A 23,100-nucleotide genomic window follows, 5' to 3' on the forward strand; every position below is an offset into this window, starting at 1 on the left:
CCACAATCACCGACCGTATAACCGACCACAAGAAGGAGCACCGCCATGATGAAGAACAAGCACGAGCTCGTTGGGCTCGATCTCAACGACGAACGCATTGAAACCCCGGCCTTCGTCATCGACGACGAGAAGCTCGAGGCGAATCTCGAGTTCGCGAAGACGCGCTGCCGCGCGCTCGGCGTGACGCTGCGCCCGCACCTCAAGACGCACAAGTCCTGGACGATTGCCGAGCGACAGATGGTTTCGCCCGAAGGCCCGGCGACTGTGTCGACCCTCGCAGAAGCGCGCTACTTCGCGGTGCACGGCGTCAAAGACATGATCTATGCGGTCGGCATTGCGCCGCAGAAGCTTCGCATCGTCTCCGAAATCCGCCGCGCCGGGTGCGACCTCAAGATTCTGCTCGACAGCGTGGAAGCCGCAAAGCTTGTATCCGACTATTGCCTGCGCACGGGAGAAACGATTCCCGCCTTGATTGAAATCGATGTGGACGGTCACCGCTCGGGACTCACGCCTGAAAACCCCGACATTGTCGAGGTCGCGAAAGCGCTCAAAAACGGTGCTCGCCTTGCGGGCGTTCTGACGCACGCGGGCGGGAGTTACGACTGCGGCTCTATCGAGTCGATTCGCGAAGCCGCACGCTGCGAGCGCGACGGCATTGTGGCGGCGGCCGAGATGCTGCGTCGGGCGGGCTTCGAGGTGCCGATTGTCTCCGTCGGTTCCACCCCGACGATGGCCTTTGCAGAAGACGAAACGGGCGTCACCGAAATCCGCGCGGGTGTCTACGCATTCTTCGACCTCTTTATGGCAAACCTCGGCGTCGCGCCGATTGACCGCATTGCGGGTTCGGTTCTCGCCACCGTGATCGGTCACCAGAAAGCCAAGGGCCAGGTGATTGTGGATGCCGGTTTCCTCGCGATGTCGCGCGACCGCAGCACGCAGCGGCAGCCGACCGACTACGGCTTCGGGCTTGTCTGCGACGTCAACGGCAAGCCGATCGAGGGCGGCCGCGTCATCATGAAGGGCACGAACCAGGAGCACGGCATTCTTGAAGCAATGACGGGCGAACCCTTGAAGGCCGAAGATTTCCCGATCGGCATGCGCGTGCGGGTGCTGCCGAACCACGCCTGCCCGACCGCAGCGCCCTATCGCACGATGCTCCTGCTCGACAAGGAGGGGCGCGTCAAGGAAGAGCTTTTCCACGTGCGCGGCTGGGATGTTTCGAGCGACGAGGCCGATGATGAGTGAAAGAGACGCATGTGTCCGAGCGCCTCGTACGCTCTACCGCAAGATCGTCGACGCGCACACGGTGAAGGCCGTTGACGAAGCGACCGTACTGCTCTACTGCGACGTGCATTTCGCGAACGAATACACGTCGCCCCAGGCGTTTGCAGGCTTGGTCGAGCGCGGTCTTCCCGTCGCGGTGCCCGACGCGCACCTTTGCGTCGTCGACCACATCATTCCGACCAAGGACGAGATGCCGCGGCGCATTCTCGACGCGGCTTCGCTTAAGCAGGCCGAGACGCTCGAAGCCAACTGCAGGCGTTTCGGCATCGATGCTTTCTACGGCGCGAACGACCCCGACCAAGGAATTGAGCACGTGGTGATGGCCGAACAGGGGCTTGTGCGCCCGGGGATGGTCGTGATCTGCGGCGACAGCCACACGACAACCCACGGAGCGCTCGGAGCCCTGGGCTTCGGGGTCGGAACTTCCGAGATCGAACACATACTTGCCACGCAAACGCTCGTCTATCGTCTCGCCAAGACGATGCGTATCCGCATCGGCGGAGAGCTTCCCAAAGAGGCGACCGCCAAGGACCTGGTTCTTTCGCTGCTCGCGAAGATCTCCGCGCGCGGTGCGCTCGGCGCGGTGGTCGAGTACGAAGGCGAAGCCGTGGACGCGCTTTCGATCGAAGGCCGCATGACGCTTTGCAACCTCACCGTTGAAGCCGGCGCACGCGGCGCAATTATTGCGCCCGACGAGAAGACGATCGATTGGGTGCTCGCGCACGCGCCGGAACTCACGGGCGGCGAGCGCGAAGCGGCCGTTCGATTCTGGCGCACGCTGCACGCCGACCCGGACGCGCACTACGACCGCACGGTCGACTTCGACGCTTCGGACGTACGCCCGTCCGCTACGTGGGGCACGAGTCCGGATCAGACGATTGCATTGGACGAGCCGATCCCCTCGCCCGCCTCTTTTGCCGACGCCGTCGATCGGACTGCAGCCGAACGGGCGCTCGCCTATCAGGGGCTCGAGCCCGGCAAGAAGCTCGCGGATTACCCGATCGACTTTGTTTTCATCGGCTCCTGCACGAATGCGCGCTTGGGAGACCTCAAAAATGCTGCGGCAGTCCTCGAGGGCCGGCACCTTGCGCCCGGCGTGCGCGGCATGGTGGTGCCCGGCTCCATGCGCGTTCGTCGCGAAGCCGAAGCGCTCGGGCTGGACAGGATCTTCAAGGACGCGGGTTTCGAGTGGCGAAAATCCGGCTGCTCGCTTTGCCTCGCGATGAACGACGACGTGCTTGGCGCTTACGAACGCTGTGCGTCCACCACGAACCGCAACTTCGAAGGGCGACAGGGGCGCGGTGCGAGAACGCATCTTGTGAGTCCCGAAACGGCTGCGGCGAGCGGCGTATTGGGGCATTTGGCGCCGGTTTCGGCACTTGAAGGAGCTCAGCAATGAAAGCTTTGACCGAACTCACTGCCGTTGCGGCGCCGATTCCGGCCGACAACCTCGACACCGATCAGCTGATGCCCAAGCAGTTTCTGCGCGGCGTCGACAAGTCGGGACTTGCGGCGGGGCTGCTCTACAACTTGCGTTTTGACGCAGCGGGGGCGAAGAACGAGACCTTCGTACTCAATCGTCCGGGATTCGAGGCGACGCAGATCCTTTGCGGCGGCCCCAACTTCGGCTGCGGCTCGAGTCGAGAGCATGCCGTCTGGGGACTTCTGCAGTACGGCATTCGTGCCGTCATTGCGCCGAGCTTCGGCGAGATCTTCTATTCGAACGCTTTCAATAACGGGCTGCTCGCTGCGAAGGTGTCGCCGAAGGCCTCTGAAGAGATCTTCGCCTGTCTCTCGGACCAAACCCCCATACGTCTTTCCATTTCGGTTGAAGCGCAGTCGATCAAGTCGCCCGACGGACGGAGCTGGCACTTCGAAATCGGCGAACGGCACCGCACGATGCTCCTTCGGGGCCTCGATATGCTCGAAGCGACTTTGGCGGACGCCGCGGCGATTCAAGCCTTTAGAGCGCGGCACGAAGCGGCCTATCCGTGGATGGCGGGGCTGCCCGGAAAACGTCGGCGGCTGCGGGACGCTCAACGCGCGCAACAGACATAGCGGACGGCCGCCCGATCGCTTGATCGGGCAACCGACCAAAAGCAAACGGAAAAGCAAACGGCGCCAACTCGAGGAGAGCGGCGCCGTTTTCGCTCGGCGTGCGAGCGGCAGGCGGTCTTGCGGTGCCCGTGCGGAGAGCGCGCTCAGAAGAGCGGCTGATTGCGGTAGACGTTCTTCAAGGCGTCTTCCGCATCCGGACCGCGCAGGCTCACGCCCGCGAATTCCGCGTCGTTCATGGCGGTGAACGTGAACTGGCGCAGCTTCACCGACTTATCGCCCGCCACCGTGAAGTCGAACTGAATGATCGTGCCGTCGTCGTACGAGCAGCTGAACTGCACGTTGCCCGCATCGGTCTCCGCCCATTCCTGCGTACCGGGACGGCAGGCGCCGAATTCGGCAAAAGCCTGTTCGAGCTTGATCGACGGATCGATCGGCAGCACGAGCGATCGCACGAGAAGAACGTTTGCCGTTTGCACGGGCGCGGGCATCTCGGGTTCGGCAACCGTCGGCGCGGTGCCCGCACAGGCCGACAGAAGAAGCACGGCCGACGAGGCGGCGACAAGGGCAAGTTTCTTCACGATGTGTTCTCTTTTCTGCGATATTGGGTTCGAGCCGACCGAACAAACGTTCGGTTGAAGCGTATCAATCGAAACCATTATAGGCATGCGAACTTCCGCGAATCTTACGCAGCGGTGCCGTCGTTCGGGATGCTTTTGCTTGATTGAGAATCGCTTCAATGCGTTCGCGGCGCGCCGTTCGGCCGCATGCGGCGTTCGCGCTCCAAGCTCTCAGTTCTTTTCGAGCACGTAAAAGTCGGCAAGCGCCCCTTCGACAACGTTGCCCTCGCGGTCGAGAAGCTTCATTTGCTTTCCCGACACCAGGCCATACCACTTGTGGTCCTTGGCCGAGAGCGGCTCGAAAACGACGACGGTGCCGTCCGCTTCGTTGAACCGGCCGTCGAGCCGCGTATCGTCAACGTGCCAGCGTCCGCCCTCTTCAAAAGCGCCGTTCGTGCCCATGTAGTGCGAAACGCGCGTGTAGCTTCCGATCGCTCGGACGTAAAGCGCCGTGCGGATCCCCGAGCAGTCTGCGCACGGTATGACGCCCTCGTAGACGCCGGAAAGCGCTTTCGTTTCGAGGGTTGACACGTAAGCGGCATCTCGAAGAGACGTTTGCGTCTTCGTTTCGGAAAACTGGGCGGTCTGGCAGCCCGAGAGAAGCAGAAGAGATGCGGCAGCCGCCGTGAAGAGCGCCCCTGCTTTCGTATGACGCGGCCGAAGGATCCGGGCGAACGTGCGTTTCGGCGCATATGCGCCGTGAAGTCGTGCATCCATTGAAAACTCCTTTTGGTTCGATCGGGATTCCCTAAAGAATCTTGAATTGAAAGATTTATTTTCCGAACGGGGTATTCGGTTGATTGATACAGGATATGTTGTATATGGAAATTTTTACCACGACTGCTTGTGCATATAAGTGGAAGTACGGGTAATGACAGTTGGAAAAAAATGTAGCATGCCCTTTGAGGTCAAAATGAAGCGGCTTCTGCCTTGCGCGACAGAAGCTTCTTCGTGTGGGAGGCGCCGAGCAATCGGCGCCTTTCATGCTTTTGGGAACCGCGTACCCGCAAAAGCTCCGTGTTTCGCATGAAAACGTCGTTTTTTCGAGACGATCGACGCAGTTTGGCACTATCGGATCAAAAAATGACACGGATCGAGAAGAAATGACGAATAATTGAAGGATCATTCATCGATACGAAACCTTCAATCGTCATGTTGTTCATCGTATACCGTAAACAAATTGAGGCTATTATTGACGCGCCTTCGACCAACTCGCGCACCTTCGTTCTTTTGAAGTCGAAGTCAAAGTCGCGCAAGCGGTCGAGAGAGAAATGCGCCGAAGAGAATTCTCGGATACGCCTCGGCGCCCGCTTCGGTGCAACGCTTCGCTTCGGCACGTCTCGCGTCGCCGAGCGACTGCGGCCGGGGCCTGAGCCTGAGCCGGACACCAGGAAAGCGCCCTGCAAAGCGAAAGCCGCTGCTCTCGTCGCGACGCCGTCCTTCACTTTCGACGCGTTGTCCGCGCCCGAGAACGATTGGATACTCGGTGCGGGCGACGTATGGCGCGATCCCGAAATCCTCAAGCTCAAGATGCGCCGCGATTCCGACGCGCTCCGCTTGAGCAACCTCATGATGCCGGGGTTTATTCATGAATCTGGCGGCACCGCTTCGTGCCTGAGTTCGGTAAATCTGACTGCATACTACGATCTTGGCAGCACAAATGACGCTCGGCTTCAAGCGCACGAGCTTCACCTTTTCTGCGAAGGCGCACAGACGGAGCCGAACTATTTGCGCGACTTCCTGCGCGTGTACGGTATTTCGACGAAAAACATAAGACTGCACGACGATGTGCCGGGCTCGCCCGGCCGGCTCCTCAAGCGTGCACTCGTCGAAGCGGAAAGAAACCGCGCCTGCGGCGAAGCCTGGATCGTTTGCGACCGAGACGGTCACGAAGATTTCGACGCCATGCTCACGACAGTCGCGAGCACCCCGGGCGTTCATGCCGCTCCCTCTTTCATCTGCATTGAGACCTGGTTCCTGCTTCATTTTCCCGAGGTGCTTTTGAAACGCACCGATCTTTGGATCACGGGAAATATTCGGCAAAGCAAGACGGGCGTGCGCATCACGGCCGAGCCGAGCGGCAGCTGGCGAATCGAGTTGATCGGCAGGTGTCGAACGCATTCTCGGCTGCTCAAAGCCGAAGACTGGCTCAAGGAACTCAAAACGGCTGCGAGCTATCAAAAGACCAGGACGGCGCTCGCCGAACATTTTGCGCATCGGCTCCCCGTCGCGCTTCTCGTCGCGGCTGAAATGGCGAATACGGAGCGCCCTGCGCTCTTCGGCAATGTCATTTGGAGCGGGCTGCCCGCGCTTCTCATTCATCTTATCTCGCACCGCTTCCCGAAAACGGCGAAGACGGCCGGGCGAGATCGGCTGCGCCAGATTGCGCTCGAGTTTCTATTGCCCGAGAAGGTGCGCCGCGGCCAAAAGGCCGGACTTGAAGCCTGGGTAAGAGAAGTTGCTCGCAATATCGACGCATGGGATGCCGTTCGGAAAGACTTCGTCGAAAAATTAAGCGAACCCTTTGACGAACCTTCAAGCGAAACACCGATCGATCGAAAAGAATGCAGTATTGAAATTAAAAAAGAAGTAAACAAATTGAATCCTTCAGATTTTACAAGTGAAGACGCCGTCGATTTATCGAAGCTCAAATTGAATTGTATTCATTCATTATTGAAGGACGTTACGAATTTTTCGACAGATAAGATGGATCCGGCCGTACTGTCAACGCTCGAGTGTCTTGTCGAACGTATCGCGAGCACCGTCGGCATTCTTGAAGCAAAGAGCGATGCTATGACGCAAAAGGCTGAAAAGGCGTTCCATTTCTACAAAGCCTTCGCCGGCGAAGATGCGGAGATCGACTGCCGCATCCTAAGGGATCCGAGAAGGTATTCGTCGACGGTGGGCGTAAAAGCCAAGCACACGGATTTCCTCGAAGAGGAACTTCGGACGGCTGCCCGCCGTTGTTTTGCAAACGTGACGAAGAATCAGGTCGTGCTCTACGAGTCCTTTGCCGGCAGCTATACGGGCGGCATCAGCGGCGAAGCGGCGGCGCAAAGCCGGCTGCGCCCCGATTTCTGTCTGCTCGCGGCCGAGCGCCTTCCCGAGCGAACCCGCTCGGATCAGACGACGGTGTTTGAGTCGATAGCGCCCGACGGAACGACTGCGCTCAAGAAAATCGGTTCGGTGCTCGTGATTGTGCCCGAGAGTCTTCAGCGGCTGCAGCGGATGATCGCCGCTGCGGGGAAGAAGCTTCTGAAGGATTCCCACTTTCTCATCGCTAATCGCATTGCCGACGACCTTGTGCTGCCCGCCGCCGAGAGCGCCATCGTTGACGACAGGGAACCGCTCGATATTCCTGCCGAATTGGTGGTTTCGATTCGGAAGAAACGCCCCGACGAAGTCTGGTGCGTAATGCGCATGCCAGGTGAAGTGACTGCGCCCAAGGCGCTCGAGCGATTCATTCGGTTTGTCGAAGCGCTCGAGAAGCTTGCCGAATCCATCGATCCGGCATATCGAATTCGAGTTATACCGTTTTATGTGAAGAATAAATTCGACAACGATATGATTTGCAGGGTTCCTTCACCTGAGTTCACTCAAGTATATATAAGAGAAATTCATGAATTCTTGCTGAGTCGAATTTTAGATTCGAAAGAATATCGGGCATTTGTTAAAAACGAATTTGAAAGGATAAGAGTCGAATATCTCGAAAGATCCGACAGAAATGTTTCAGCATCTGCATCGGAAATGAATTTGAATGTGAATAAGTTCAAAATGTTCGATGAATTCGGAGAGTCCTTCGTCTACATTCGCTCGGAAATATCACGCAGCGCGCTTGAGAACCGGCTGGCATCCTTTCGGTCGCCCGGCATCGGACAGTACACGAATGCCATTGCGACGCTGGGCGATCGCAGACCGGGCGGGGTGTCGGCGGCGCAGGCCGCAGCGCAGCGTTCGCTCGAAAACGAAAGCCTTTTCTCCATATCGGCTCTCTTTGGCAGGCTTTGGTCGGTCAAAGACTGAGTTTGGGCCTTCGGCGGAAAAGAGCGAGGCGCCGTGCGGCACTCCCCTTTTTTCGCCCCTGCGCCCAAGATGTGAATTTGGCGCGGGAAGCCGTTTGCAACGACCGGGCCGCATGCTAGGATGCCTCTGCCTCAACGAGCGCCTCGCTTCGGCACTCCATCCATCGACGGAAATCTATTCACTATGACAGCGAACATCGATCACGCGGCCCCCTGCGGGCGTCTGCCGAGAATCGTCGTCTTTGCGACGGGCGGCACCATCGTTTCATCGGGCGACGACCCGACGCAGCTCACGGGCTACCGCATCAAGGGGCTCAGCGTCGAGTCGCTCATTGCGGGCGTGCCCGCCTTGAAGCGCACGGCCGAGCTCGAAGCCGAACAGATTGCGAACATCGACTCGATGTCGATGACCTCTGAAATCTGGATGCGCTTGGCGCGCGGCATTGAGGCTGCGGCAGCGCGCGAGGATGTCGACGGCATCGTTGTCACGCACGGCACCGACACGATGGAAGAAACGGCTTGGTTCCTCAACCTCGTTCTGAAGACCGAGAAGCCCGTCGTGATCACCGGGGCGATGCGGCCTGCGACCGCGATTTCGGCCGACGGTCCCCTGAATCTGCTCAACGCCGTGCGCGTGGCGGCCGATACCGAATCGCGCGGCAAAGGCGTGCTCGTGGTGCTGAACGACGTCATCGCGACGGCGCGCGACGCGACCAAAATGCACCCGACGAATGTTGCAACCTTCCGCGGCCCCGACCTCGGGATGATCGGCATGATCTCGGGCGACGCGATTCTCTACATCGGTGCATCGGTTCGTCCGCATACGACGGCGACCGAATTCTCGCTCGCCGACCTTTCTGGGCTCACGAAACTGCCGCGCGTCGACATCGTCTATTCGCACGCGGACGACGACGGCGTCTTTGTCGACGCGGCCGTTGCGGCCGGTGCGGGCGCGATCGTTCATGCGGGGACGGGTAACGGCTCGATTCACAAGGAAACAGAGAAGGCGCTTGTGCGGGCAGCGGAAGAAGGCGTTCTCATCGTGCGCGCTTCGCGCACCTATTCGGGTGCGGTGACGCCCGGCGTTGACGAGTGGCAGCGCGCGGGCTTCGTTCCTTCGGGGACGCTCAACCCGCAGAAGGCGCGCGTGCTCGCGCAGCTCGTGCTCGCCAAATACGCGGATGCGGATGCCGGCGAACGCCGCAAGCGTTTGGCCGATGCATTTGCTCGCTACTAAGAGCGGTTGAGTCGAGAACAAGTCGGGCAGTCGGGGCTTGTCGCTTCGCCTTCCCTGGCCGCCAGAAAAAGACAAGGGACCCGCGGCATTCGCCGGTTCGGGGCCCTTCTTTACATTCGGGCTCTGAAGATGGGATCAGTCGCGCACGAGCGTGCAGCAGGCGTCCGTTTGCTTTACGTCCTTGCCGTCGACGGACTTCAGAACGAGCTTGCCGTCTTCAACCATCGTGAAGACGCGGTAGGCCTTGCCGTCCGTGTGCTTGAGAATGATCTCCTTGCCCTTCATTTCGACAAATCCGGTTTCAAGTCCCTGGTCCTTCATGACGGAGAGGACGAAGCACTTGTAGTTGTCGAGCGAGAGCTCGGCGTCGACCACCTCGCTGCCCTGGCTGTAGAGCTTCCCCGAATAGTGACCGACGTACGGGGCCTTGGGCTTTTCGGCCTTTTGTGAAGCGGCCTGCTGCGTCTGCGCGCCGCTCGACGAACCGTTCGAGACCCACGGATTGGCTTGTGCGCCGGCAGCGAGACCGACGGAAAGAACGATGGCCGGAAGGAGCGTCTTCAGAATCGACATGATGTGTTTTTCTCTTGTTTGGCGTTGATGTTCGTCGGGGACGCGCGGCTGTGTGGCCCGCGGGCCGATTGCAAAAGAGGTTACGCCTCATAGTTCAACGCAAACTTAAGAGCAGGCGTGCGCGAGAAATGAAAATCGCCCCGCAGTCGGTTGAAACTGCGGGGCGACGCGGCTATGAAGCGATTCGCTTCTAGTCCGACTGCGCGATCAGAAGCCGCGCTGCTTCTTCAGACGCTCCGCACGGCGGCAGGCGGCGATCGTGAAGAGCACGTCGGAGGACGAGTTCAAAGCCGTTTCCGTCGAGTCCTGCAGGACGCTGATGATGAAGCCCACCGCAACAACCTGCATGGCGGTCGTCTGGTCGATGCCGAAAAGACCGCAGGCAAGCGGAATAAGCATGAGGGAGCCGCCCGGGACGCCCGAGGTGCCCGCAGCGCACACGCTAGCGACAAAGCAAAGGAAGATCGCCGTGCCGAGACCCACGTCGATGCCGAGCGAATACGCGGCCGAAAGCGTGATCACCGTGATCGTGACGGCAGCGCCCGCCATGTTCACCGTGGCGCCCACCGGAATCGATACCGAATAGGTCGACTTCGGCATGTTGAGGCGATTGCAGATCTCCATGTTGACCGGAATGTTGGCGGCCGACGAGCGCGTGAAGAAGGCGGCGACGCCCGATTCGCGCAGCACCATGAAAACGAGCGGATAGGGATTTTCGCGCGTGCAGAGCCACACGAGAAGCGGATTCCAAACGAGCGCAACGAAGGCCATGGCGCCAAGGAGAACCGCAAGGAGCTGAATGTAGCCCATGAGCGCGGAGAAGCCTTCGGAGGCGAACGTGTCGGCGACGAGGCCGAAGATCCCGAGCGGCGCAAAGCGGATCACGAGGTGCACGATAAGCTGCACGGCTTCCGCGGCGTCTTCGAGCATTTCGCGCGTTGCCTGACGGGCACGACGGAAGATGATGCCCATCGCGATCGCCCAGGCGAGGATGCCGATGTAGTTGGCGTTGTACATCGCGCGGAAGGGATTGTCGACGATGTTGAGCACGAGGCCCGTGAGCACTTCGCCGATGTCGCCCGGTGCCGAAAGGCCGTCCTCAGGGGTAGCAAGCGAAATGACGGTCGGCCACATGAAGCTCGCCGCAACGGCGATCACGGCGGCGCCGAAGGTCGAGATGCAGTAAAGCGCGATGATGGGCTTGATTTCAACGGCGCCGTCCGCTACGCGGTTGTTGGCGATCGAACTCATGACGAGCACGAAGACAAGTACCGGGGCGACGCCCTTCAAGGCCGTCACGAAGATCGAGCCAAAAAAGCCCGCATAGTGCGCCGCTTCCGGCGCAACGGCAGCAAAGATCACGCCGAGGATGAGGCCGACGAGAATCTGCTTGACGAGCGACGCCTTCAGAAAGGGCCGCGCCATTCGAAAGAACGGCTTGAATGTGGTTTTCACGGGGAAATTCCTTTGGTTGACGTTCCACTGTCTTTTTGTACGTCCGGCGCTGCCGCTTCCCGAGAAAGCTGCGCCGCACGCCCGCTCTATGTGCGTCCGTTCTGTCCGAACGAACAAAACCCGAGAACTATAAGCTTTTCGGTTCGGTCTCGCCTCCCGAAAGAGGTGCTCAATGTTCGCCCTAAGGGGGTGATTGGGTGCAAAAAGGCCTGTTTTCAGCGTCCGGTGCCCTGCTTTTATCCGGTCTTTGATACCGGTGGAAGGCTGTAGGCGAATTGTCGTATGAGGCTCGCGGGCTTCGGTTCGTCTAAAAAGAACGTGCTGAGCGAAAGCGAAATGCCCTCGGCGATCGGCAGGCGAATGGTTCGGAGAGGTGCGAAAAGGAAAAAAGGTCGAACGATTGCTTCAGCCCGAGACGACCCAGCAGCGGCAGGTCGAGATGTTGACGCCCGTCATTTCACTCACTTCGCGCCACGAGCGGCCTTCGGCGCGAAGCGCGATCACCCGCGCCTTGGTTTCGGGGGCGTGACGGTACTGGTTGGGGTTTAGGTCGACTTTGAAAGTGCCCTTTTTGAAGCTGCGGTGCCAGTCGCGCACCGTGTAGGCCGAGAGACCGAGGAGCGCTGCGGCGCTCTTATAGCCTATTCCGGCTTCGAAAAGCTTGAGTGCAGCTCTTCGCTTTTGCGCGGACGGGAATTCCGGACGAATGCGCAAGGGCGGCGAGTCGTCCTGCGTTGCGGAGCCGCGCGTCGTGAAGCGTGTTTTTCCGATCGGCATGGCTTTGTGAGGATGAGAGGCGGCTTCGGTCGTCGAAGCGATCGAAAACCGAGTACGAAATCGCCCGCTTCCCGCTGCGGCGAGAAACGGGCGGGTGCTCTCTTTGAAGAGGGAGGGACGAACGGATGAACCGACCTGCCTCCCCTCTTCTTCCCTTCGAATTTCGGGTCCGATCGCCCGAGAATCAGCTCAAGCGATCGGGGAGACGAAAATTAGAAGGTGTAGCGGGCGTTGGCGTTGAGCGAATTGTTGAGACGCTCATCCGACCCGGCCGTGAGGCCGTAGTTCACGCCGAAGGTCCAAGCGCCGACCGAAGCGTTCACGCCGAGCGTGGCCTGGATCGGGTTGGTGTCGACAACGCGCACGGATTCGCTGATGCCGCCCGTGTAGGAGGCAACGGCGTCCTTGTCGCCGAAGGCCGGAACCACCGAGATGTCGAACATCGGGGCGACCTTCCAGCCCGTCATGTCGAACGTGCCGGAGAAGGTGACGCCGATCGGCATCTGGAAGAGGTTCATCTTGTCGTAGTCGGCGCCGTACTTGCTGCTGTCCATATCGATCGAGGACCAGCGGAAGCCGGCGTGCGGCACGACGTTGACCGAACCGACGGAAGCGAGATATTCGGCGCCGATACCGATCGTGAAGATGTCGGCATCGAGCGATTCCTTCACGCGACCGAAGTAGGCGGCGTTCGCCGAGAGGTCGTTCGAGGTGCTGATGTACCCGAGGTCGAACTTGCCGTTGACGTTGCCGATCTGGTGCGAACCGTAGATGCTCACGCCCCAGAAGTCGACGTCGTTGTCAACCTTGGTGCTGTTGTCGACGGAGTTCGCATCGGCTTGGCCGACGGAGATCGCCGCACCGAGGATGGCGCCGCAGGAAGCCGTCCAGTCGGCACCGAAGACGGCGCCGTAGATGTCGGCTTCGTAGCCGGAAGACCCATAGAGGCCGTCGGCCGAATTGAACGTGCCGATCACATCAACCCAAGGCGTGACACCCGTTTCGTTGCGAGCAACGTTCATGTTGGCGAGCGACGTACGGCGGTCAAGGGCCTTCCAGACTTCGTTGTTGATGTCGACAGCGGTCGAGAACGCACCGCCGAGAGCCGCCATGTTCGTGACGGCGTGTTCGGCATCGCGCAGGTTCGAAACGAAGGCGTTGTCGTAGCCGTTGATGGCGTTGAAGTAGTCGAGGCTGTCGACCCCGTCCTTCAAATGCTCGGAAACCCACTGAGCGTTGTCGTACTCATCCTTGAACACGTCGTTGAATTCGACGCCATCCTTCAGCATGCCCTTGACAGTGTTGTAAACGCCACGATCGTAGTCTTCGTTGATCTGATCCCAGCCGAAGATGATCGCGTCGGCGATCTGTTGACCGAACTGAACAGCGTAGAGTTCCTGCTTAACGGCACCGGCGCTGTGCAGGCCCATCTCGAAGAGACCGGCCAGTTCTTCCTTGTCGACGTTGAAGCTCAGGACGCCGTCCTTGAGTGCATTGGAGCCGTCGTAGAAGCTCGTACCGAAGTCGACGCGCGTACCCGTAACGTCGCCGAGCTTGATCTGCGCAACGCCGTCGGCATTGCGGACCAGCGTGCTCTGGCTGATGTTGCGAAGATTGCCGAGGTAGACCTTGTCTGCAGCAACGTCCGTGCCGTCCGTCGTATTAAAGATCTGCTTCGTATCTTCAAGCGTCTTGCCGGCCGTGTAACCCGACTGAGCGATAGCATTCAGGTCGAAGGCAACCGTATTTTCACCCTTAACGCCAGCCATACCGTTCCAAGTGCCCGTGGCACGGTCCCCGAACGTCACACCGTCGATGTGGCTTTCCTGGCCGATCCAGAGCGTATTGTCGAGGTGATGAGCGGCCTGATAGGCTTCAGCAGCGGCAGTAGCTTGACCAGAGCCGAGGACAAGCAGACCCCCCTTTTCTTCATCGTCGGTATCGATAGCCGGATCGTTTTCGGCGACCAACTTGCTGCCGATCTTCGCACCGCCGGTGAAGAACTGCCATCCGGTTTCGTCCTTACCCGTGCGCTTCGTGCCGGACAGAACGACTTCACCGCCGCTGATCGTGACGTCCTTGCTGCCTTCTAAGAAATTCTTGGCGTTCAAATAGCCACCAACAGTCAGAGTGCCCTTCTGGTCAATTGTCTGTGCATAGAGCGAACCGTCGACGTTGAGTTTGCCGTTGTTAACGATAGAGGCTTTCGTGAGGGTACCTTCAGCAGAGAGCGCATCTGCCGGCGTACGGAGCGTCGCGCCTTCAGCAACGGTCACCGTCGAAGCGCCGTCATTGACGCTAAGGCCTTCGGCGAGCGTGAAGTCGCCGTTTCGGACTTTAACCGTACTTTCGGAACCGACTTCAAGGCGAACATCGCTGAGCGTACCGTACGTGAAAGAGGTTCCGTTCGCAGCGCCAAGGTTCAGCGTGGACTTGCCCGTCACGAAAAAGTTTTCAAGCTTAATCGGCTTGGTTTCGTGGGAGCTCGTAACGAGCTCGGTGCCTTGGGCGCCGCCAACCAGCGTAACTTCAGCACCATTTTCGATGGAGATCTGATCGGCAGTACCTTTTTTGCTATCTTCGCCTGTAAGCTCAATATTCTTGGCACCGAAACGCTCGGTAATGCTGATCTTGCCGTTCCCTTCGACCACAGCCGTAACGGGGGCGAGCGTAGCGCCGCCAACCTTCGCCCAGTCAGCGAGCTTCATCTTTTCGAGAACCTTGCCGTCAAGCGTGATTTCGCTGGCAAGCGTTTCGAGATCGGCACCCGTTACCGTCTTCAGAGCGACAAGATCTTCGAACGTCATGGCTTCGTCGGTGAAGCTGACGGTCGAGCCAACATCAGAGGTGATCTTGGCATTGGCGGCAATCTTTCCGTCCTTGCGATAAACGGCGGAATTGGTCGAAAGCGTGCCTCCCTTGAGCTGGATAGCGGCGCTGCCAGCTTTTTCAAGATCAATGCCGTCGGCAAGGTTCAGCGTCGAATCATCCCAGACGGCAACAGCCTTGGCATCAACGGTCGACTCAATGGCCTTGTTGACGGTAACAACGCTGCTACCGCTCATGTCAATGGCCATGCCGGAGCCGGTCACCGTCACCGTGCCGATGTTGAGTTCGCCGTCCTCGAGCGTTCGGATGGCGGTGTGGGTGCTAGCCGTCACGTTGAGCGTGTCAATGTCGGCTTCGCCCTTAACTTGGAGGCGGTAATCGTCCGTGCCGGCAGTCACATTGACCGTGTCGGCATTGAGTTCGGAGCCTTCAGCAACGGTAAAGATGCCCTTCTTGAGGTCTACATCGGGAGCCGCGACGCGGGCGACGGCAGGTGCGTCGATCGTGAGAACCGTACCGTAGGCCGTCGTGACGGTGGCGCCGTCAACAGTGAGCGTGCCGTTGAGAGTGGCTGCGCCGTCGGCCGACTTGAGCGTCAGTTTGCCGCCCTTGGCCGTGAGGTCGCCTTCAACGAGGGCATCGCTGTTGATTGTGAGATTCACCTCACCAACAGTAGAGCTTTCTTTGCCGCCAATCAAGATGTCGCCGCGCACGGAACCGGCCTTGAGGTTGATATCGGCATTGCCACCGTCGACCTTGATCGCATAGGCACCTTCGTCGGCTTCGATCGTACCCGTATTCGTGAAGGTGCCCTTCGCGGTTCCGGACATGCCGAACAGGATGCCGACGGAATCAACCTTGGCATCCTTGCCAAGGTAGTTCACATCGATCGAACCGGCGTTCTCGGCCGAAGAGGCATCAACTACCGAGCCGAGCTCCATCGCAGCACCGCCGTTCACAATGATGCGACCGTTTCCGGCATTTACCAGCTTATTGGCATCTAGCGTATTGCCGTTGCCGTTGGAGCCAATTGCCATACCGTAAGCCTTGTCCGTCACGATAAGGCCGCGGTTTTCTACTGTGCCGCCCTGGTCGGCGAGCATAGCCTGATTCATGTAGAAGTTGGCGTCGGAGCCCTTGACGAAGATGGAGCCTTCGTTGACGAGAACCGCATCTTTAGCGAGCGTCGCGAGGCCTTTGACGCCCTTTTTACCCGTACCGGTTGAGTTATCAAGCCAAGCTCTGCCGGAGAAGACCTGCGTCTCGGCCTTCTTGGAAGCAAAATGAACGGCATCCGTCTTCACTTCGCCTTTGGTGCTGTACGCAAAGTCACCGGTCAGACCTTTGGCGTCGTCGACCAGGACGTAGCCTTTATTGGTGATGTCAACGACCGCCAAATCCTTGGGCTGTTCAACCCACCCTTCGACCGGCGTTGCTGCGGTGTCGGCGGCAAAGGCGGAACCGGCCATGAGGGACGCAACGGCGGACGCGATCAGGGTACGCTTGGCCGTTGCCGAGAAATTCTTCTTCATCTCTTAAAACTCCAAGAAATATTTCTTGAACGTGCACAGTCACAGTTGTGCACGCTGTGTTAGGAACACCCCTCGATCGTAGAAATCTGATTGCAGGGGGGGGGGGTAATAACACTTAAATAAGCAATGTCAACAGGTAATTCGAGGAGTTTTGAAGATGAAAATCCAATGGATTTTTAAAATCTAGGCATGTATCGAACACCCCTTCAGCCCAGTGCTGCGCGATGCGTTGCATTGCTGCAACACCAACAAGGGAACAGTTTGTTTACGCAAGGCCGACACGTAATATCTAGAGCTATTGTTGCTTGATCCTTTTGTTTCTCCGCCCGACCTACCCTGTCGCGAGACGCCTGCGTTGCGCTTCGTGCGACACGTCCCGTCATTTGGAACGAATTCGATTTGCTCGAATCGCGCCCGAAACGCTCCCGATCGCTACAATCGCCTGATCTTTCATCAGGACAGAACAGAATGACTTGGACGAAAGCGTCTTCGGGCGCCTATATGCCTTCCTTATCCGCAACGCAAGGTTGAGAATGCCGCGCTCGGCCCCCTCACCGGCCTTACTTTCACGGCGAAGGACATGTTCGACGTGAAGGGTTATCCGACGAGCGCGGGGAGCCCGACGCTTCTCGCGATGTCGGGCGAAAAACCGGAGTCGGCAGCTGCGGTCGAGATGCTTTTGGCTGCCGGGGCGCGCTTTGACGGCAAGACCGTCACCGACGAGCTTGCTTTTTCGCTCATTGGCTCGAACGCACACTTCGGCACCCTCGTGAACGGTGCTGCCCCTGATCGCCTTTCGGGCGGCTCTTCTTCAGGGGCTGCCTCGGCCGTTTCCTGCGGGCTCTGCGACATCGGGCTCGCGACCGATTCGGGCGGCTCCGTTCGCGGTCCCGCGAGCCAGAGCGGTCTCTTCGGCATTCGCCCGACGTACGGGCGCATTTCGCTCAAAGGCTGCGCACCGCTCTGCCCGCGCTTTGATACGGCGGGCTTCATGACGAAGACGCTCGACGCGTTTCGTCGTACGGCGAATGTCTTCTTCAAGACTGAAGAGGAACGCGCGATGCCGAGCGACGCTGGAACCGGCCCGAAGCCGCAGGCGCTTCTCGTTCCAGAAGAAGACATTCTTGAAGCTTTCGGACCTGAAGCCCGCGAGGCGCTTAACGACGCCTTCAATGTGGCGGCGGACCTCTTTGGTGAATCCGCTGCCGTTCGCGCTTCGCCCTATTCGCTCAAAGAAACGCTCGCTGCGTACCAGCGCCTGCAAGGCAAAGGCATCTTGGCGACCTGGGGCGCCTTCATCGAAACGCAGCGCCCGTGCTTCGGACTTGGCGTGAAGGAGCGATTCGCTTTTGCGCATTCGATGGCCGACGTTGATCTCGCCCATGAAGAAACGATGATCGAAGCCGTTCGCGACCACATCGAGCGGCTCCTTTGCGGCGGCGCAATCCTGATGCTGCCTACGCTTGCGGGCGTGCCCTGGCTCACGCTTCCCGTCGGCACGATCGAAGGTGCGCCGATCGGTCTGTCGCTCGTGGGTGCCGCGGGCACCGACCGCCGCTTGGTCGAGCTCGGTGCGAAGCTCTACGGTGCCGTCGCCGATCGCGCTGCCGGTTGATCGTCGGCGATTCGCATAATTTTCGAAATACGAAGCCCGAACGCTTCAGAAAAGCGTTCGAGCTTCGTTTATTCGGTTCTCAACCGGCGGGACCAAGCACGGCCAGGCCTCGAGCGATTGGTTCGAGCGCCCCGCATTGGCCGATTTCGGTCGATCTCAGCGCTTCCCGCTTCGAATTTCAGTCTCAGAGTGCCGCAATCAGTTCGTCCACCGCTGCGGGGTCGGTGGCCCAGGAGGTGCAGAAGCGCACGACGCGGCGGCCGTCGGCGACGCGCTGCCAGTTCGAGAAGACGAACTTTTCGCTCAGGCGATTGCACGTTTCTTGGTCGAGGAGCGCGAAGATCTGGTTTGTGGGCGTGTCGACAAAAAGTTCGTAGCCTTTTTCAAGGAGCGCACGCTTCAGGCGCTGCGCGAGTTCAACGCCGTGGCGGCCGGCTTCAACGTAGCGGTTGTCGCTCATCAGGACTTCAAACGTAATGCCGACCAAGCGCCCCTTGGCAAGCACTGCCCCCTGCTGCTTCATTGTCGTGAAGAAGTGCGGCAGCACCTTCGGATTCGGGACGACGAGCGCTTCGCCGATGAGGCCCCCGCACTTGGTGCCGCCGATATAGAAGGCGTCCGTAAGTTTTGCGAGGTCTTCGAGCGTGACGTCGTTTTCCTTCGCCGCGAGCCCGTAGGCCAACCGTGCGCCGTCAACGAAGAGCTTGAGGCCGAAGGCGTGCGCGGTTTCGGCAATGGCGGCGAGTTCGGCGCGGCTGTAGAGGGTGCCGAGTTCGGTCGGCTGCGAGACGTAGACCATCCCGGGCTGCACGACGTGGTCGCGGCTGTCGTCGTCCAAAAACGCTTCCATCCAGGTGCGAACCGCTTCGGCCGTGAGTTTGCCGTCGATGCCGGGGAGCGTAATCACTTTGTGGCCGCGCGCTTCGACGGCGCCCGCCTCATGACCGTTCACGTGGCCCGTGTCGGCGGCGATAACGCCCTCGTAGCTCGTGAGGAGGCCATGGATCGTCACGGCGTTCGTCTGCGTGCCGCCCGCGAAGAAATGCACGTCCGCCTGCGGGCAGCCGCAGGCTTCGCGAATGATGCGGCGGGCGTTTTCGGCGAACGGGTCTTCGCCGTAACCCGCGACCTGCACGAGGTTCGTTTCAATCAGGCGGTCGAGAATGGCGGGGATGCACCCTTCCTGGTAGTCGCAGGCAAAGCGAAGCATGTTGGATTTCCTTCTGGCTGTGTTGTTCGTGTGCACTCAAGAACCCGAGACGATCGAACGCTTCGTCGAATCGGCGGCTTTTCTTGAGGCGTGTTCGTTCATTGTAGGCGCTCGATACGCAGACCGTTCAAGGCGGACCGTCGCGCGCGATAATGTTCGATCGGCTCGTAGAAGCGAGAACGGAAAAGTTCCTGCGGAGAATGGAGAAAGGCATGGCGACACACATCACGGTGCGCGGCGCACGGGTGCACAACCTCAAAAACATCGACGTCGACATTCCGCTCGGGAAAATCGTGGCGGTGGCGGGCGTCTCGGGTTCGGGCAAATCCTCGCTCGCGCTCGGGGTGCTTTATGCCGAAGGCTCGCGCCGGTACCTCGAGTCGCTCTCGACCTATACGCGCCGGCGCATGACGCAGGCGAGCGCCGCGGATGTCGACGAGGTTTGTCATGTACCTGCGGCACTTGCGCTTCACCAGCGGCCGGGCGTCCCGGGGATTCGAAGCACGTTCGGCACCGGGACGGAGCTCCTCAATAGTCTTCGCCTCATGTTTTCGCGTCTCGCGAGCCACCGGTGCCCGAACGGCCACTACGTGCCGCCGTCGCTCGCCGTCGCTGCCGACGAACCTTTGATTTGCCCGGTCTGCGGCGAGCGTTTTCGTGCGCCCGGCGCCGAAGATCTCGCCTTCAACAGCCGCGGCGCTTGCCCGACCTGCTCGGGTACGGGGCAGGTGCGCACAGTCGACCGCAGCACGCTCGTGCCCGACGAGTCGAAGACGATCGACGAAGGGGCGGTACTCCCGTGGAAGACCCTGATGTGGTCCCTCATGACGGACGTCTGCCGTGCGATGGGCGTGCGCACCGATGTGCCCTTCAAAGACCTCACGGACGAAGAAAAGGCGATTGTCTACGACGGGCCCGCCGTGAAGAAGCACATCTTCTACCGCTCGAAGAACACGGAACAGGCGGGCGAACTCGATTTCACCTACTTCAGCGCCGTACGAACGGTGGAGAATTCGCTCGCCAAGGTCAAGGACGAAAAAGGCATGAAGCGCGTCGAGCGCTTCCTCAAGGCTTCCACTTGCCCCGACTGCGGGGGTTCGCGCTTGTCCGAAGCGGCGCGAGCGCCCAAGATTCTCGGGATCGGCCTCGACGAAGCCGCTCGAATGACACTCTCGGACCTCATGAAGTGGGTGGCGTCTGTACCGGCAAGCCTTCCCGAAGAAATGCGTCCCATGGCCGAGCGCATCTGCGCGTCTTTTGACAGCGCCGCGCGGCGCCTTCTCTCCCTTGGTCTCGGCTACCTCACGCTCGATCGCGCCTCGGCGACGTTGTCGACGGGGGAGCGCCAGCGCATGCAGCTCGCGCGAGCGGTGAGAAACCGCACGACGGGCGTTCTTTACGTGCTCGACGAACCCTCGATCGGACTTCACCCGGCCAATCTCGAGGGCCTCAAGGGCGTGATGCACGATCTCGTCGAAGACGGCAACTCCGTTCTTTTGGTCGACCACGACACGGCGCTTCTTAAAGCCGCCGATTGGCTGATCGAAATGGGACCCGAAGCGGGTGCCGGGGGCGGCCGTGTCGTCGCAGAGGGGACGCTTCCCGCGATCGAAGCCGATCCCGCCTCCCGCATCGGTCCTTTCCTCTCGGGGCGCGAAACCGCGGGGACGCCGAGCGAGGTGCCTGCGGGAAAGCTCTTTGAGAAAGGCCGCATCCATCTTGCGATCGACGCGATACATACCGTGAAGCCCCTCGCCGTCGACTTCCCGAAGGGACGACTCTCCGTGGTGACGGGGGTGTCGGGATCGGGCAAGACGACGCTCGTCCTGGAGAGTCTCGTGCCGGCACTTGCGAAATCCCTCGCGCACGAAAAGCTCCCCGAGCATGTTCGCGCGATCGAAGCGCCGGGCATCCGCGCCGTGAAGCTCATCGACGCGACGCCGATCGGCATCAACGTACGGTCGACCGTTGCAACTTACGCGGACGTGCACGACGAGCTTCGCGCTCGGTTTGCCAAAACGCCCGACGCGAAACGCCTCGGACTCAAGGCGGGAGACTTCTCCTACAACACGGGACGGCTCAGATGCCCGGTCTGCGACGGTACGGGGTCAATCAGTCTTGACGTGCAGTTTCTGCCCGACGTCGACATCCCCTGCCCCGCCTGCCGAGGAAGCCGCTATTCGAAAGACGCGGACGACGTGCGCTTCGGCGCGGCAAAGGTCGAAGGGACGAATCTCATCGACGACTCTTTCACGCTACCGGAGCTGATGGATGCCGACGTTAAAACAGCGATCGCGCGCGTGGCGCCTCTGCCCGCCATGAAGCTCGTTGCGGAACGTCTGCGCGTTCTTGATGCGCTCGGATTGGGCTACCTCACGCTTGGCGAAGCGACGCCGAACCTTTCGGGCGGCGAAGCGCAGCGCCTCAAACTCGCCTCCGAAATGGGCCGGCTTCAGGACGACGCGGTTTTCGTTTTCGACGAACCCACGATCGGGCTGCACCCTTTGGACGTGAGGACGCTTCTCGCCGTTTTCAAGCGCCTTATTTCGCTCGGTGCCACCGTGATCGTGATCGAGCACGACCTCGATCTCATACGGAGCGCCGACTACATCGTCGACATGGGGCCCGAGGGCGGCGAAGCGGGTGGGCGCGTGGTTGTCTGCGGCACGCCCGACGAGGTGCGTGCTTGCAAGGAAAGCAGAACGGGCCGCTACATCTGATCGATGCTGCGCCCTGCCTTTGGGTACGTGCGGGCGAAAAAAAGCGCTCTTTCCTTGAGAGGAAAGAGCGCTGCACAAAAACGGCGGACCGACATGCTCGGGGGCGCGTGCGGCCCGCCGTTTCGGACCAAATCGGTGACTTCGATTGAAGGACTTCTATCGAATCTCGACCCCTATTGCCCTCTTCAACAGTCTTCGAAAAGTTTTTTTCGGAGGGCCGTCGATTCGCTTCCCGTGCTGCACGGTGCGTGCGGTTCATCCAGCGCGAATCGACGGCGTCTCGCTCGCTACATCAGCACCGGGTCGAAGTAGCCCGCGAAGAGGATCGCTGCGCGAAGCGCGAGCGCACCCACAATCGCCGCGACGCCGGTGATGAGGCCGAGGTTCGGGAGGCTCTTGCCGATGCGGTTCATCACGAGCGGCACCACGATGCCGACAAAGACGGCGCCGCCCCAGAAGAGCGTGGCCTGTTCGCCCGAGACGAGCGCTTCGGCAGAAGCCACGGCACCCGGCGTCCCGGAGAAGGCCGACTGCACGAACGCAAAGAGCACGAGCGCTTCGGCAATGTGCGCGACGTCGGCAGCGGTCGTGAGGCCGCGGGGCGCATGGACGTCAAGCTTCTTCGCGCTTTCGAGCATCTCAACGAGGCCGAAGGCGCAGGCAAGGCCCGAGAGGATCCAGAGGACCGGGAGCGCGGCGGTGTTCCAGAGCGCAACGCCCGCAGCCTGCGTGAGAAGAAAGCCCGAGTACGCGGTCGCGGCAACGCCCAGGATCGCGTTGAACCAGGCGACGCCGCTGCAGCCGACGCACGTGGGCGCGCCCTTCTTCTCGGCCGAGAGGACGAGGAAGGATTCGATCACGGTCGCAATGCAGAGCACCGCGAGGATGCAGATCCCGAGGAACATCCAGCTGCCGAAGTTGAGACTCCCTTCCATGAGGGCGTTGATCGCCGCAAACGGGAGGTTGAGGAGGCGCGTCAAGTGGGAGACGACGAGAAGCGTCCCCGCGACACCGGCGACCGTCGCGAGAAGGAGCACCTTCTTCGAGCGCAGCCAGAAGTTGAGCGTAAGGCTCATGCCGGAGAGGCCGACGAACCAGAGGAAGAGCGCGATCGTCCAGCCCCAGTGGCTCGTCGCAACCTGTTGGGTGAGATTGAGCATGTCAGCCGTCA

General features: G+C 60.2%; 16 protein-coding genes. 7 read left to right on the plus strand and 9 right to left on the minus strand.

Going from position 1 to position 23,100, the window contains the following annotated elements; all coding sequences use genetic code 11:
- Window positions 1–45: 45 nt before the first annotated feature.
- Genes H6A60_RS09725 through leuD form a run of 3 tightly spaced genes read left to right on the plus strand, consistent with a single transcriptional unit; the run spans window position 46 to window position 3,342 of the window.
- On the plus strand, window positions 46–1,245 hold the full coding sequence (locus tag H6A60_RS09725) for an alanine racemase (protein ID WP_205104039.1): 1,200 nt from the start codon (window positions 46–48) through the stop codon (window positions 1,243–1,245).
- Window positions 1,238–2,683 (plus strand): 3-isopropylmalate dehydratase large subunit, encoded by a 1,446-nt coding sequence (gene leuC, locus H6A60_RS09730; RefSeq protein WP_205104041.1) that lies wholly within the window; start codon window positions 1,238–1,240, stop codon window positions 2,681–2,683. The genes H6A60_RS09725 and leuC overlap by 8 nt, the downstream gene beginning before the upstream one ends.
- On the plus strand, window positions 2,680–3,342 hold the full coding sequence (leuD, locus tag H6A60_RS09735) for a 3-isopropylmalate dehydratase small subunit (protein WP_205104043.1): 663 nt from the start codon (window positions 2,680–2,682) through the stop codon (window positions 3,340–3,342). Before leuC ends, leuD begins: the two co-directional genes overlap by 4 nt.
- Window positions 3,343–3,485: 143 nt before the next feature.
- On the opposite strand, the gene H6A60_RS09740 is transcribed toward leuD, so the two are convergent.
- The 3 genes from H6A60_RS09740 to H6A60_RS09750 all read right to left on the minus strand — a co-directional run bounded on the left by H6A60_RS09740 (window position 3,486) and on the right by H6A60_RS09750 (window position 5,404).
- The gene (locus H6A60_RS09740; protein WP_338054860.1) at window positions 3,486–3,920 is read right to left on the minus strand and encodes a hypothetical protein; all 435 of its coding nucleotides are present in this window, start codon (window positions 3,918–3,920) and stop codon (window positions 3,486–3,488) included.
- 210 nt (window positions 3,921–4,130) lie between these two features.
- Window positions 4,131–4,676, minus strand: coding sequence for a copper resistance protein NlpE (locus H6A60_RS09745; RefSeq protein ID WP_205104045.1), 546 nt, complete (start codon window positions 4,674–4,676; stop codon window positions 4,131–4,133).
- Between the two features lie 359 nt (window positions 4,677–5,035).
- Window positions 5,036–5,404 (minus strand): hypothetical protein, encoded by a 369-nt coding sequence (locus H6A60_RS09750; RefSeq protein WP_205104047.1) that lies wholly within the window; start codon window positions 5,402–5,404, stop codon window positions 5,036–5,038.
- A 10-nt stretch (window positions 5,405–5,414) separates the two neighbouring features.
- On the opposite strand from H6A60_RS09750, the gene H6A60_RS09755 reads away from it, so the two are divergent.
- Entirely contained in the window at window positions 5,415–7,982 is a 2,568-nt protein-coding gene (locus tag H6A60_RS09755; protein ID WP_205104049.1) for an RloB family protein, read from the plus strand.
- Window positions 7,983–8,165: 183 nt separating this feature from the next.
- Window positions 8,166–9,218, plus strand: coding sequence for an asparaginase (locus H6A60_RS09760; RefSeq protein ID WP_205104051.1), 1,053 nt, complete (start codon window positions 8,166–8,168; stop codon window positions 9,216–9,218).
- Between the two features lie 135 nt (window positions 9,219–9,353).
- Here H6A60_RS09760 and H6A60_RS09765 read toward each other — a convergent pair whose 3' ends face one another.
- The 4 genes from H6A60_RS09765 to H6A60_RS09780 form a co-directional block, all read right to left on the minus strand.
- Window positions 9,354–9,791 (minus strand): hypothetical protein, encoded by a 438-nt coding sequence (locus tag H6A60_RS09765; protein WP_205104053.1) that lies wholly within the window; start codon window positions 9,789–9,791, stop codon window positions 9,354–9,356.
- 207 nt (window positions 9,792–9,998) lie between these two features.
- Complete coding sequence (gene sstT / locus H6A60_RS09770; protein WP_205104074.1) at window positions 9,999–11,216, minus strand: serine/threonine transporter SstT; 1,218 nt, start codon at window positions 11,214–11,216, stop codon at window positions 9,999–10,001.
- Window positions 11,217–11,651: 435 nt separating this feature from the next.
- Complete coding sequence (locus H6A60_RS09775; protein WP_205104055.1) at window positions 11,652–12,023, minus strand: helix-turn-helix domain-containing protein; 372 nt, start codon at window positions 12,021–12,023, stop codon at window positions 11,652–11,654.
- A 212-nt stretch (window positions 12,024–12,235) separates the two neighbouring features.
- Window positions 12,236–16,384, minus strand: a complete 4,149-nt coding sequence (locus H6A60_RS09780; RefSeq protein WP_205104063.1) for an autotransporter domain-containing protein — start codon at window positions 16,382–16,384, stop codon at window positions 12,236–12,238.
- Window positions 16,385–16,883: 499 nt separating this feature from the next.
- On the opposite strand from H6A60_RS09780, the gene H6A60_RS09785 reads away from it, so the two are divergent.
- Entirely contained in the window at window positions 16,884–17,999 is a 1,116-nt protein-coding gene (locus H6A60_RS09785) for an amidase family protein (RefSeq protein WP_205104075.1), read from the plus strand.
- A 184-nt stretch (window positions 18,000–18,183) separates the two neighbouring features.
- Here the strand turns inward: H6A60_RS09785 and H6A60_RS09790 are convergent, their stop codons facing one another.
- Window positions 18,184–19,209, minus strand: coding sequence for a threonine aldolase family protein (locus tag H6A60_RS09790; protein ID WP_205104065.1), 1,026 nt, complete (start codon window positions 19,207–19,209; stop codon window positions 18,184–18,186).
- Between the two features lie 212 nt (window positions 19,210–19,421).
- Here H6A60_RS09790 and H6A60_RS09795 point away from each other — a divergent pair, with 212 nt between their 5' ends.
- Window positions 19,422–21,929, plus strand: coding sequence for an excinuclease ABC subunit UvrA (locus H6A60_RS09795; RefSeq protein ID WP_205104067.1), 2,508 nt, complete (start codon window positions 19,422–19,424; stop codon window positions 21,927–21,929).
- A 287-nt stretch (window positions 21,930–22,216) separates the two neighbouring features.
- Here the strand turns inward: H6A60_RS09795 and nrfD are convergent.
- On the minus strand, window positions 22,217–23,100 hold an 884-nt coding region (gene nrfD / locus H6A60_RS09800; RefSeq protein ID WP_205104069.1), incomplete at its 5' end, for an NrfD/PsrC family molybdoenzyme membrane anchor subunit.

The sequence above is a fragment of the Sutterella massiliensis genome, from assembly GCF_016899755.1.
Taxonomy (GTDB): Bacteria; Pseudomonadota; Gammaproteobacteria; order Burkholderiales; family Burkholderiaceae_F; genus Sutterella; species Sutterella massiliensis.

Coding starts and splice junctions, on each gene's coding strand:
- H6A60_RS09725 (WP_205104039.1), top strand. CDS start 46: ATGATGAAGAACAAGCACGAGCTCGTTGGGCTCGATCTCAACGACGAA.
- leuC (WP_205104041.1), top strand. CDS start 1,238: ATGAGTGAAAGAGACGCATGTGTCCGAGCGCCTCGTACGCTCTACCGC.
- leuD (WP_205104043.1), top strand. CDS start 2,680: ATGAAAGCTTTGACCGAACTCACTGCCGTTGCGGCGCCGATTCCGGCC.
- H6A60_RS09745 (WP_205104045.1), bottom strand. CDS start 4,676: ATGGATGCACGACTTCACGGCGCATATGCGCCGAAACGCACGTTCGCC.
- H6A60_RS09760 (WP_205104051.1), top strand. CDS start 8,166: ATGACAGCGAACATCGATCACGCGGCCCCCTGCGGGCGTCTGCCGAGA.
- H6A60_RS09765 (WP_205104053.1), bottom strand. CDS start 9,791: ATGTCGATTCTGAAGACGCTCCTTCCGGCCATCGTTCTTTCCGTCGGT.
- sstT (WP_205104074.1), bottom strand. CDS start 11,216: ATGGCGCGGCCCTTTCTGAAGGCGTCGCTCGTCAAGCAGATTCTCGTC.
- H6A60_RS09775 (WP_205104055.1), bottom strand. CDS start 12,023: ATGCCGATCGGAAAAACACGCTTCACGACGCGCGGCTCCGCAACGCAG.
- H6A60_RS09780 (WP_205104063.1), bottom strand. CDS start 16,384: ATGAAGAAGAATTTCTCGGCAACGGCCAAGCGTACCCTGATCGCGTCC.
- H6A60_RS09790 (WP_205104065.1), bottom strand. CDS start 19,209: ATGCTTCGCTTTGCCTGCGACTACCAGGAAGGGTGCATCCCCGCCATT.
- H6A60_RS09795 (WP_205104067.1), top strand. CDS start 19,422: ATGGCGACACACATCACGGTGCGCGGCGCACGGGTGCACAACCTCAAA.